The sequence below is a fragment of the Pseudarthrobacter sp. J1738 genome (genome assembly GCF_050490315.1).
GTDB lineage: Bacteria > Actinomycetota > Actinomycetes > Actinomycetales > Micrococcaceae > JBNPEO01.
Window position 1 is genome coordinate 658,666 of the sequence record NZ_JBNPEO010000001.1, and the last position, 11,402, is coordinate 670,067.

The 11,402-nt window shown below is 58.9% G+C and carries 9 protein-coding genes and 2 tRNA genes; 9 read left to right on the top strand and 2 right to left on the bottom strand.

Annotation, left to right across the window (positions count from 1 at the left end; genetic code table 11):
* Positions 1–28: 28 nt before the first annotated feature.
* Together ACQR35_RS03160 and ACQR35_RS03165 are read left to right on the top strand one after the other, a co-directional pair.
* Positions 29–105: transfer RNA gene (locus ACQR35_RS03160), tRNA-Met, on the top strand.
* A 141-nt stretch (positions 106–246) separates the two neighbouring features.
* A tRNA-Met gene (locus tag ACQR35_RS03165) sits at positions 247–323 on the top strand.
* Positions 324–447: 124 nt separating this feature from the next.
* Here ACQR35_RS03165 and ACQR35_RS03170 read toward each other — a convergent pair.
* Together ACQR35_RS03170 and ACQR35_RS03175 are read right to left on the bottom strand one after the other, a co-directional pair.
* Entirely contained in the window at positions 448–1,074 is a 627-nt protein-coding gene (locus ACQR35_RS03170) for a TetR/AcrR family transcriptional regulator (protein WP_430266564.1), read from the bottom strand.
* Positions 1,074–1,934 (bottom strand): enoyl-CoA hydratase-related protein, encoded by an 861-nt coding sequence (locus ACQR35_RS03175; protein ID WP_430266565.1) that lies wholly within the window; start codon positions 1,932–1,934, stop codon positions 1,074–1,076. Before ACQR35_RS03175 ends, ACQR35_RS03170 begins: the two co-directional genes overlap by 1 nt.
* A 77-nt stretch (positions 1,935–2,011) precedes the next feature.
* Between ACQR35_RS03175 and ACQR35_RS03180 the strand changes: the two genes are divergently transcribed.
* From ACQR35_RS03180 to ACQR35_RS03210, 7 genes are read left to right on the top strand one after another with little or no spacing between them, the layout of a single operon-like run.
* A complete protein-coding gene (locus ACQR35_RS03180) occupies positions 2,012–3,184 on the top strand; it encodes an acyl-CoA dehydrogenase family protein (protein WP_430266566.1) in 1,173 nt (390 codons plus the stop codon).
* A 16-nt stretch (positions 3,185–3,200) separates the two neighbouring features.
* Positions 3,201–4,424 (top strand): acetyl-CoA C-acetyltransferase, encoded by a 1,224-nt coding sequence (locus ACQR35_RS03185; RefSeq protein ID WP_430266567.1) that lies wholly within the window; start codon positions 3,201–3,203, stop codon positions 4,422–4,424.
* Positions 4,425–4,429: 5 nt separating this feature from the next.
* Positions 4,430–6,646 (top strand): 3-hydroxyacyl-CoA dehydrogenase NAD-binding domain-containing protein, encoded by a 2,217-nt coding sequence (locus ACQR35_RS03190; protein ID WP_430269168.1) that lies wholly within the window; start codon positions 4,430–4,432, stop codon positions 6,644–6,646.
* Between the two features lie 8 nt (positions 6,647–6,654).
* Entirely contained in the window at positions 6,655–7,515 is an 861-nt protein-coding gene (locus tag ACQR35_RS03195; RefSeq protein ID WP_430269169.1) for a crotonase/enoyl-CoA hydratase family protein, read from the top strand.
* Between the two features lie 59 nt (positions 7,516–7,574).
* Positions 7,575–9,131, top strand: a complete 1,557-nt coding sequence (locus ACQR35_RS03200; protein ID WP_430269170.1) for an acyl-CoA synthetase — start codon at positions 7,575–7,577, stop codon at positions 9,129–9,131.
* A gap of 2 nt (positions 9,132–9,133) precedes the next feature.
* Positions 9,134–10,309 (top strand): CaiB/BaiF CoA transferase family protein, encoded by a 1,176-nt coding sequence (locus tag ACQR35_RS03205; protein ID WP_430269171.1) that lies wholly within the window; start codon positions 9,134–9,136, stop codon positions 10,307–10,309.
* Positions 10,294–11,385 (top strand): MBL fold metallo-hydrolase, encoded by a 1,092-nt coding sequence (locus ACQR35_RS03210; protein WP_430269172.1) that lies wholly within the window; start codon positions 10,294–10,296, stop codon positions 11,383–11,385. Before ACQR35_RS03205 ends, ACQR35_RS03210 begins: the two co-directional genes overlap by 16 nt.
* Positions 11,386–11,402 lie beyond the last annotated feature (17 nt).

Below are 11,402 nucleotides of genomic sequence, written 5' to 3' on the forward strand. Positions count from 1 at the left end.
TTCCCAGCCGGTAGTGTTGTTCTTGCGACGCGGGGTGGAGCAGTTCGGTAGCTCGCTGGGCTCATAACCCAGAGGTCACAGGTTCAAATCCTGTCCCCGCAACCAATGAGAAAAACCCGGAAGATTTTCTTCCGGGTTTTTTCGCGTCTGAGCACGATTGTTCAGGGGTGGGGTTACGCCGTGGCACTTCACGGTGGCACGGCGGTAATCTGCCTGTGCTTCACTGCGGTAGACTAGTTCTTGCGACGCGGGGTGGAGCAGTTCGGTAGCTCGCTGGGCTCATAACCCAGAGGTCACAGGTTCAAATCCTGTCCCCGCAACCAAGGAAACGGCCCGGTCAGTGGAAACACTGACCGGGCCGTTTTGTTCTAACCAGCGCTACAAAATTGGACACTCGCGCGCCGATCCAGGCTGCGGATGTCCAAAAATGTAGCGAGAACCCGGGAACTAGAGTGCAGGGACTGCGTCCTCGACGATTGTTTGGAGTGTGCCAGCCAGCAACGCGTGGACTTGGCTGCGAGTGAGGGTCTTGCGCAAAAGCCATTCGCGGGCGCCGCTTCGAGCCAGCTGCGCAAAAACACGGAAGAGCGCCCGGATCTCTTGCTGGTTGACGCGTCGATCAGCCAGGCCGCACGCCTCCATTAGGAGCTCAATTGACTCGTTCTCGGCTGAAATCAGGACTTCTTCAAGCTCAGGGTCCCGCCCGAGCGCCCCAGATCCCAGCGGGAGCCACGTGGAGCCGGATTTTTGCACTGAATCAAGAAACCACGTCACGGCACTGTCGATCCGCTCGGCCAGTGTGCTATTGGGCAATTGAGCCATGGCAAGCTCAGAAACTGTTGAGCTGACTTTGATGACCTCAAGGTACAGGCCGCGCTTGTTCCCGAAATAGTGGTTGATCAGGCCGCGCGCCACGCCGGCTTCAATGGCAATGTCGGTAGCCGAGACGTCCTCGTAGGGGCGCTCATTAAACAGTCGCTGCGCGCATTCGAAGATCTGCTGCCGCCGCTCATCGGGGGAGAGGCGGCTACGGCGCTGTTCAGCAAGCGGTGCTTCGGCTGGGGTGGGGCTCATCAACTCCGCTCGCCGTCGATCCATGGAAGCCACGCGGGAAGATCCTGCGGGACACTCAGAGGGAAGTCCGGGTGGCGTTTTTCGAGGAAGGACTTCACACCTTCCACGGCGTCTTGGTGCGTGGGGAGTCCTGCAATGAGTCGTGAGTCCACACTGTGGGCTGTATATGGGGTTTCAAGGCCGCTGAGCCTGTTGAGCATTTGCTTGATCACGGCGTTGGACACTTCAGAAGTGTTCTTTATGAGGTCATGCGCCAGGTCATTGGCGGCGCCAAGCACGTCTTCCGGCGCGTGCACCGAGGTCACTAGGCCGGCACTTAGGGCTTCCTCGGCGCCGAAGATGCGTCCCGTGAGCATCCAGTCTGAGGCCCGGGTGACGCCAACGAGCCGGGGCAGGTACCAGGTAGATCCGCCTTCGGGGAAGATGCCGCGGCGGCTGAAGGGGAAACCAAAACGGGAGTCGTGGGAGGCTAGGCGGAAATCGCACGAGAGAGTTATGGTCAGCCCGCCCCCGACGGCGATTCCTCGTAGCGCTGCGATCACCGGTTTGTTCATTCCATAGATCGTTTTGGAGCACCGCCCTGCGGGCTCTTGCCAGTCGTCGCCTGCTGATTTTTCATTCACGTCAAAGCCGCCGCCGCTCAGATCGGCGCCAACACAAAAGTCTTTACCGGCGGCGGTGAGGATTACGACGAAAACTTCGGGGTCGGCGTCGGCTGCTTTGAAGGCGTGCTCTAGCTCGCTGGCCATGGTTAGGGTATATCCATTGTGGGCTTCTGGCCGGTTCAGGGTCAGCGTTGCAATACGCTCCGTGACCTCATAAGTGATGGAGGAGTATGGTGCCGAAATCTCTGTAGTCATGGGCAGCCTTCCGGGCCGAGGGGAAAAGTTCAAGACGGCTATTGACGTGCTGTCAATAGTCTTGCACTATTGGCGGTATGTCAATAACTCCGACGTCGTCAGCATGGATCGATGAAGATCTCCGCGATGTAGCCGAGCTGGCCGCAACGTTTTTCGTCAAAGAGGTAGCCCCGCTCGAGGAGAAGTTCAAAGCCCAAGGATTCCCGGACAAAGCACTCTATGCCAGAGCAGGGGAGCTGGGACTCTCCGGTATGTCCATTCCTGAGGAATACGGTGGCGGCGGTGGCACCTTCGCTAACCTCGCCGTGCTCCTCCAAGAGCAAACTACTGCAGGCGCCGGCAGCCTCGGGTTCGCCGTGAGTGAAGGCATTGTGGCCCACTATCTCTTGGCCTACGCCAGTGAAGAACAGAAAAAACGTTGGCTGCCCAAAATCTGCAGCGGCGAATGGGTGGGCGCCATCGCCATGACCGAGCCAGGCACCGGATCCGACCTGCAGGCGATCACCACCAAAGCCGTTCGCGAGGGTGACGAGTACGTTATCAGCGGATCCAAGATTTTCATCTCGAACGGTCAGCTGTGTGATCTGGTGATCATCGCCGCCAAAACCGATACCAGTCAGGGCGCCAAGGGAATCTCACTTTTGGTAGCAGAGGTTGGCGACAACCCACCCGGGTTCAACCGCGGCCGCAAACTCGCCAAGCTGGGCCTGAAAGGCCAAGACACTTCGGAACTGTACTTCGACGGACTCCGGGTCCCAGCCGAAAACATCCTGGGTACCGAGAAAAATGGCAGCCGGGAAGGTCAGGGCTTCTATCAATTAATGACCCAGCTTCCACAAGAACGGCTGATTACGGCCATCCTGGCCCAAGCCATCAGCGAAGCAGCGGTTGCGGCAACGCTTGACTACACCAAAACCCGTGAAGCCTTTGGCAAACCACTTTTTGAACTCCAAAACACCCGTTTTGAACTCGCCGAATGCGCCACTATCACCCGCGTAAACCGGGTTTTCCTCGATGACTGTATAACCCGGCACACCACCGGCGGCCTCGATGCGGCCACCGCGTCAATGGCCAAGTACTGGATCACTGACAAAACTTCCGAGGTAGTGGACCGTTGCCTACAACTCTTTGGCGGCTACGGGTACTCCACCGAGTACCCCATTGCCGAAATGTACGCCGACAACCGGGTGCTGCGGATTCTCGCCGGCGCCAACGAAGTTATGAAGGAACTCATCGCCCGCTCGCTGTGATGTGGAAGGAAAACCCATGAGTGAAACAACGCCGCCAGAAGCCTACGTATTTGATGCAGTCCGTACCCCGCGAGGACGCGGCAAAAAGGGATCGCTCCACGGGACTAAACCCATTGACCTCGTGGTGGGGCTGATCAACGCCCTGAGGGAACGGAACCCGGGCCTTGACGAAACTCTGATTGATGACCTCATTCTGGGAGTTGTCTCACCCGTAGGGGACCAAGGCGCAGTCATTGCCCGGACCGCCGTGCTAGCTGCTGGGTTGCCTGACACGGTGGGCGGCGTTCAAGTCAACAGGTTCTGCGCCTCCGGATTGGAAGCTGTAAACATTGCGGCTCAAAAGGTTCGTTCCGGGTGGGATCAGCTGATCATTGCCGGTGGCGTTGAGTCTATGTCTCGCGTACCGATCGGTTCCGACGGCGGAGCCTGGGCTATGGACCCTGCCACCAACTACGATGCTTACTTTGTTCCGCAGGGCATCGGTGCCGACTTGATCGCCACCATGGAGGGGTTCACCCGCGAGGACGTTGATGCGTACGCGGTGCGCTCGCAGAAGCTCGCCGCCCAGGCCTGGGCAGAGGGCCGCTTTGCGAACTCAGTGGTCCCAGTCAGGGACCAAAACGGCTTACTGGTGTTGGACCATGACGAGCACATGCGCCCTGAATCCACTCCCGAATCTCAGGCCGCATTGCGGCCGGCGTTTGAGGTGATGGGCTCGGCTGGTGGCTTTGACGCCGTCGCACTTCAAAAGTTCCACCACGTGGAGTCGATTGATCACGTGCACACTGCCGGTAATTCCTCGGGAATTGTCGACGGCGCTGCGCTGGTTCTGATGGGCAGCGCGGAAGTTGGGGAGCGGCTAGGTCTTAAGCCGCGAGGGCGGATTGTGGCCACCGCAACGTCCGGCGCCGACCCCACGATTATGCTCACGGGCCCCACTCCGGCTACCAAAAAACTCCTTGCGAAGGCAGGCCTCGGTGTGGAGGACATTGACCTGTTCGAGATCAACGAGGCCTTCGCGTCTGTCGTCTTGAAGTACCAAAAGGACTTGGGTATTCCGGACGAGCAGCTCAACGTCAACGGTGGTGCCATCGCCATGGGTCACCCGCTCGGTGCCACGGGGGCGATGATTCTGGGCACTGTGCTGGATGAGCTGGAACGGACTAACAAACGACGCGCGGTGGTCACCCTGTGCATCGGCGGCGGTATGGGCGTGGCAACTCTGGTGGAGAGGATTTAGGGGCGATGGCAAACGAGACTGCGAACTCAAAGACCGTGAACCAAATGACCGTGAACCAAGAAACAGGCATGATGATCCGCTGGGCGCAAGATGCCGACGGTGTAGTGGTCCTGACCATGGACGATCCCCAGCAATCCGCGAACACCATGAATGCCGATTACGTCGCTTCGATGCAGTCGGTAGTGGACAGGCTGCTTGCCGAAAAGGAAAACGTGAAAGGCGTGATCCTCACTTCGGCCAAAAAGACGTTCTTCGCCGGCGGTGATTTGAGAGACCTGGTGGCAGCCACCAAGGACGATGCACAGCGCATTGCTGATCTCGGCCGGCAAATAAAGCAACAGCTGAGGACTCTGGAAACCCTGGGTGTGCCGGTGGTGGCTGCCATCAACGGTGCTGCCCTCGGTGGTGGTCTCGAAATCGCATTGGCCACGCATTACCGGGTGGTGGCTAACACTCGAGGAACCGTACTTGGTTTGCCAGAAGTCACCCTGGGTCTGTTGCCTGGCGGCGGCGGAATTGTGCGCACCGTCCGGCTAATGGGGATCCAAGAAGCTGTCACCAAGCTCTTGCTGCAGGGCCAAAAGTACAAGCCAGCACAGGCTCTCGAACTGGGTTTGGTTCATAACGTAGTGGATACCGTGGAGGAGCTCATCCCGGCTGCCAAAGCATGGATTGCCTCCCATCCTGAGTCCTCGCAGCCGTGGGACGTTAAGGGCTACAAGATTCCTGGTGGAACCCCCTCCTCCCCGGCTTTCGCTGCGAATCTTCCGTCCTTCCCAGCGAATCTGCGCAAGCAACTCAAGGGTGCAAATTATCCGGCACCGCGGGCTATTCTGGCCGCAGCAGTTGAAAGCACGCAAGTGGACTTTGAGACGGCCCAAGAGATCGAAGGCCGCTACTTCGTTGAGCTGGTCACGGGGCAAGTCTCCACCAACATGATCAAGGCATTCTTCTTTGACATGGCCAGCATCAATTCAGGTCTGAGCCGCCCCGAAGGCTTCCCCCAGCGCACCGCTACCAAGGTGGCAGTTCTGGGTGCCGGGATGATGGGTGCCGGTATCGCCTACGTTTGTGCCAAGGCGGGCATCGAGGTGATGCTCAAGGATGTTTCACTCGAAGCAGCCCAGCGTGGCAAGGCGTACTCGCAGGCCATCACAGAAGAGGCTGTGTCCCGGGGCCGGTCCACCCAAGAGCAGGCCACCACGTTGCTGGACCGAATTACCCCCACCACTCAGGCCACTGATCTTGCCGGTTGTGATCTGGTGATCGAGGCAGTGTTTGAGAACGTCAATGTGAAACAAGTTGCGTTCCAAGAAATCCAGGACATTGTTGCTCCGGATGCCCTCTTAGGCTCCAACACGTCTAGTTTGCCCATTTCCTCGCTCGCTGAGGGAGTGAATGAAGCTAAGAACTTTATTGGGCTGCACTTCTTCTCCCCAGTGGACAAGATGCCACTCTTGGAGATCATCGCTGGCACGGAGACCTCGGATGAATCCCTGGCTAGGGCGTTCGACCTCGCCCAGCAAATCGGCAAAACCCCGATTGTGGTCAACGATTCGCGTGGATTTTTTACCAGCCGGGTGATCGGGACGTTTATGAATGAGGCCATCGCCATGTTGGGTGAAGGCGTCGCGGCGTCTTCGATTGAACAGGCGGGTCTGCAAGCAGGCTACCCGGCGGCACCACTGCAACTCTCCGATGAACTCAACCTGACTTTGATGTCCAAGATCCAGAAGGAAACCAAGGCTGGGCTCGAAGCCGACAACGGCCAGCAGAAGTACCGTCACCACGCTGCGTACAACATCGTGGACAAGATGATCGAGGAGTTCGGCCGCAAGGGAAAACTCGCCGGTGCAGGCTTCTATGACTATGCGGACGGCCACCGAACCGGCCTGTGGTCAGGGCTCAAGGAAAACTTTGGTGGCACAGCCCAGATTCCGTTTGAGGACATCAAGGAGCGGATGCTTTTCGCGGAATCGCTGGAGACTGTTCGGTGCCTGGACGAGGGTGTTCTGCGTAGTGCCGAGGACGCCAACATTGGCTCGCTGCTGGGTATTGGTTTCCCCGCATGGACTGGCGGTGTGCTTCAGTACATCAACGGTTACGACGGCGGATTGCCAGGTTTTGTGGCTAGGTCCCGTGAGCTTGCTGCCCGTTACGGTGAGCAATTCGAACCGCCGGCGTCGCTGGTGGAAAAGGCCGAGAACGGCGGCCACTACTGATGCGCCTGGTGCCTGAGCCTGCCGGCGGTGTGTTTGACCGCGAGTGGAAAGCGTTCTCGGTGACGCGGGATAAAAACCCGGAAGTCGCCGTCGTGCAGTTGCTTGGCCCTGGCCGCGGCAACATGATGGGGCAGGACTTTTGGGCTGGGCTGCCGCAAATTTTTGCCGCGCTCGATGCCGATACCTCGGTTCGCGCTGTGGTTCTCGCCGGTCAAGGTAAGCACTTCAGCACGGGCCTTGATGTTCAGGGCGTACTGGGGCCGTGGCTTGCTGGCATAGGTGGGGGACCAACATCCACAGCGGCGGATCGCAGCGGGTTCTTGGCTTTGGTCAGCACACTCCAAGCCAGTATCACTTCGGTGGCTGTGTGCCGGAAACCAGTGATTGCAGCAGTATCCGGCTGGTGCATTGGTGGCGGAGTTGACCTGATTAGCGCGGCAGATGTGCGGGTGGCATCCCAAGACGCCAAATTCAGCATTCGCGAAGCACGGCTGGCGATCGTCGCCGACGTTGGTAGCTTGCAACGCCTGCGCGGCATCATCGGTGAAGGCCACTTAAGGGAGTTGGCACTAACAGCCAAAGACTTTGACGCTGCCCATGCCGAAAAGATCGGCCTGGTCAACGAGGTTCTGGGGACACCCGAGGAAGCACTGGCTGCCGCCATCCAGATGGCCGGGGAGATCGCGGCTAACTCGCCGCTAGCCGTGGCCGGAACCAAAGCCGTGCTCAACGAGGATCGTGAAGAACACATTGCCCGGGGACTGCGTCACGTGGCGCTTTGGAATAGTTCATTTATTCACAGCGAAGACTTGCTAGAAGCCGTTCAAGCCATGGGGGAGGGGCGCTCAGCAAGGTTCACAGGTCACTAGCCAAAATCATTTGGCACTCCCGCCACAAAGAATCAGCGTCGATTTCTTAAGGAGCCGCAATGTATCTCACTCAAGGCCTTCATCGTTCACTTCAGGCAGACCCCAACGGTATTGCCACCATTTACAAGGACCGTTCCCGGACCTACGCCGAGCATGCCGATAGGATCGCCCGCTTTGCTGGAGCTTTGCGGCAGCTCAACGTCCAGCCGGAGGACCGGGTGGCAATGCTCTCGCTCAATAGCGACCGCTACGCCGAGTATCTTCTGTCTGTGCCGTGGGCTGGTGCGGCAGTTAACCCGGTGAGCATTCGGTGGAGCCCCACCGAGATTGCGTATTCTCTCAACGATTCCGGCACCAAGGTTTTGTTGATCGACGATGCGTTTCTCCCCATGGCCCAGTCCTTGAAGGAAAAAACCCCGGGACTGGAAACCTTGATCCACTGTGGTGATGGACCCACCCCGGAAGGCATGCTCTCCTATGAACAACTCGTGGCCCAGAATGAACCAGTCGAGGATGCATACCGGCGCGGGGATGACCTTGCTGGGGTCTTCTACACGGGTGGCACCACGGGATTCCCCAAGGGGGTGATGCTCAGCCACACGAACTTTGTTACCTCCGGCTTGGGCACCGTTGCCACGAGTGAATTGTTGTTCGCAGGAGCCACATTCTTGCACGCGGCGCCGATGTTCCACTTGGCTGACCTTGCCGCGTGGTGCGGCCTCACGATCTTGGGCGGCACTCACGTGATGGTTCCGTTCTTCGAACCAACCTCCGTATTCCAAGCAATCGAGAAGCACCGGCCCACCGACGTTTTGCTGGTACCCACCATGATCCAGATCCTCACCGACCATCCCGATGCCGGGAACTACGATCTGTCCTCAATGCAGCGCATGCTCTACGGTGGTGCATCTATTTCTGAAGGTGTTTTGAAACGGACCATGGAGCGTTTCCCAGGTGTGCGGATGACTCAGGCTTACGGGCAGACGGAGGCCGCGCCCGTGATCACCCTATTGCTGCCGGACGACCACCACGGCGACGCTCTGCGCTCGGGAGGCCGTGCAGCACCGCACTGCCAAGTCGCGGTATTGGGCGCGGACGGCACGGAACTTCCCAGCGGTGAAGTGGGCGAGATCTGTGCCCGCGGTGCCAACGTGATGCTCGGCTACTGGAATAACCCCGAACAGACTGCCGCGGCCCTCCAAGATGGGTGGCTGCACACCGGGGACCTTGGCTACCTTGATGCCCAAGGATTTGTGTACGTGGTGGACAGACTCAAGGACATGATCATCACCGGCGGCGAAAACGTGTACTCAGCCGAGGTAGAGAACGCGCTGAGCAAGCATCCCGCCGTCGCGTCCTCTGCAGTCATTGGTGTGCCGGATGAACGCTTTGGGGAGCGGGTGCACGCAGTGGTGATTTTGGCGCCGGACGCAGCACCTACCGTGGAGGAACTCCAGGCCCACTGCCGCGAACACATTGCCGGCTATAAGGTTCCTCGCAGCTTCGCATTCCCTGAATCCATGCCGATGTCAGGTGCCGGAAAGATCCTCAAGCGGGACTTGCGCGAAACGTACGCACGGGAAAAAGCCGCAGCCTCAGACGGCGAACAAGGATAATAATGTCAGGACCCTTGCAGGGTGTGAAAGTGGTGGAGCTTGCGGCGCTGGGACCAGCGCCGCACGCTGCCATGATGCTTGCGGACATGGGAGCAGACGTGGTCCGCATCGTGGGCCCGGCACCTTTTATTGGAGGGTACGACGTCGATACTCATCTCCAGCGCGGACGCACCACTGTGCGGGCGGACCTGAAAGACCACGCCGCGCTCGCGAAGGTGCGTTCACTCATCAACGAGGCCGATGTACTACTCGAGGGCTTCCGGCCAGGCACCACCGAGCGTTTGGGTTTGGGGCCGGCAGAGTTCTTGGAGGGAAATCCGCGACTCATCTACGCCAGGATGACCGGCTGGGGTCAGTCCGGGCCGCTGGCTGCCAGGGCCGGGCATGACATCAACTATCTGGCCCTCAGCGGTGCGCTCAACGCCGTTGGTCCCGCCGAGCATCCCGTCCCGCCGCTAAATCTGGTGGGGGACTTTGGTGCGGGATCCATGCTGGTCCTCACCGGCATTTTGGCGGCACTTGTGGAGCGGGAATATTCCGGCATGGGGCAAGTGGTGGACGCGGCCATGCTGGACGGAATAGGTATGCTCTCGCAACTGATTTTGGAGCTGCGCTCGGTGGGGATGTGGACTGACACCCGTGGCAGTAACCTCTTGGACGGGGCAGCCCCTTACTACCGCTGCTACCGGTGTGCGGACGGACAATTTGTTGCTGTGGGCGCCATTGAAGACCCCTTTTATGCTGAGCTGTTGTCTGGTTTGGGGCTTCGTGAGCAGGCTGCAGGGAGCCGAGAACCCATAAGCAGCGCAGAACCAACAGGATCCGTCCCTGAACGCATCAACCCGGCCAATTGGCCGCTCATCACCGAACTGTTCGCCCAGGCTTTTGCCCAGCGCAGCCGGGACGAATGGGACAAACTGTTCCGGGATACTGATGCGTGTGTCACCCCCGTGTTGAGCTTTGGCGAGGCCGCCCTCACACCACAAGTGGTGGCCCGCGAGACTCTCCACGGCGACGGCGCGAATATTGTTGCCGCAGCTGCCCCACGATTCTCCCGGACGCCGTCGGCCGTTCAAGTTCCAGAGACCCGAGCCACAGAATCCCCCGTCTCAGAAATTTCAGCCACAGAAACTGGGGTCACTTTAGAGGATGTGTTAAAGCAATGGCAGAGGAAATGATTACCGTCACCGGGGACTTGCAATTCGAGGCGTGGCGCCAAAAAGTGCTCCCACCGGTGGAAGAAGTCCGGCCGAGTGTGTGGTCAATTCCGGTACCGTTCCCCAACAACCCCATGCGATACACACTGTGTTATGCGCTCATTGGAGAGGACGCCGGTTCCGGTTCAGTTGTGGTGGTTGATCCTGGATGGGCGTCAGCCGAGGGCTGGGAAGCCTTGACCCAGGGGCTGGCTATTGCCGGGGTATCAACCGAAGCCGTTAGTGGAATTGTGGTGACTCACTTGCACCCAGACCACCTTGGTCTCGCTTCACGTTTGCGGACTGCGTCCGGAGCATGGGTGGCGCTTGGGGAGCAAGAGGTTTTACCCTCGGGCTGGGCCGCCGATGCTGACAAACATGCAATCAAGGATGCTGAGCGGTACCGGAATTGGGGTGTGCCGGCAGATCGCCTCAGGGAAGTCACCTTTGGTGCAGCGGATTGGGCTCAGATGGCACGGATGCAGGAACCTCAACTCCGGCTCATTGATGGCGCCTATGTTCCGGCCGCTGGGTTGAGGCTACGGGTCATCGCAACCCCTGGCCACACCCCGGGGCACATTTGTCTCTTTGATGAGAAAAACAACCTTCTCCTCACGGGGGACCATATTCTTCCTCGAATCACTCCACATATATCCCTTGAAATGCACTCGCCCATCAACCCTGTAGCCGACTACCTCTCCTCTCTGGATGTCCTTGAAAACCTCCAAAGGCAAGACGCGAACACGGCTCTGGAAGTTTTGCCAGCTCACGAATATCGTTTTGATGGTCTGAGTCAACGTCTTGCCGAGCTGCGGCAACACACCTTGGCTAGGTCCGCTGAAGTACAAAGCGTCATTAACTCGGGAACAGCAAGGAACGTGTGGGATGTGGCAAGCAAGTTGACCTGGTCCCGAGGATTTGACTCCCTCGGCTCTTTCGCATTGAGGCTAGCCATGGCCGAAACCGCAAGTCACCTCGTGTACCTTCAAAGCCAAGGTGCTGGGCTTGATTTCCAGATAACCGAGGTACCAGAGGCACTAGTCACCGGGGCTGAGTAGATTCAATCCTGCGCCAC

Coding starts and splice junctions, on each gene's coding strand:
- ACQR35_RS03190 (WP_430269168.1), top strand. CDS start 4,430: ATGGCAAACGAGACTGCGAACTCAAAGACCGTGAACCAAATGACCGTG.
- ACQR35_RS03170 (WP_430266564.1), bottom strand. CDS start 1,074: ATGAGCCCCACCCCAGCCGAAGCACCGCTTGCTGAACAGCGCCGTAGC.
- ACQR35_RS03175 (WP_430266565.1), bottom strand. CDS start 1,934: ATGACTACAGAGATTTCGGCACCATACTCCTCCATCACTTATGAGGTC.
- ACQR35_RS03180 (WP_430266566.1), top strand. CDS start 2,012: ATGTCAATAACTCCGACGTCGTCAGCATGGATCGATGAAGATCTCCGC.
- ACQR35_RS03185 (WP_430266567.1), top strand. CDS start 3,201: ATGAGTGAAACAACGCCGCCAGAAGCCTACGTATTTGATGCAGTCCGT.
- ACQR35_RS03210 (WP_430269172.1), top strand. CDS start 10,294: ATGGCAGAGGAAATGATTACCGTCACCGGGGACTTGCAATTCGAGGCG.
- ACQR35_RS03205 (WP_430269171.1), top strand. CDS start 9,134: ATGTCAGGACCCTTGCAGGGTGTGAAAGTGGTGGAGCTTGCGGCGCTG.
- ACQR35_RS03200 (WP_430269170.1), top strand. CDS start 7,575: ATGTATCTCACTCAAGGCCTTCATCGTTCACTTCAGGCAGACCCCAAC.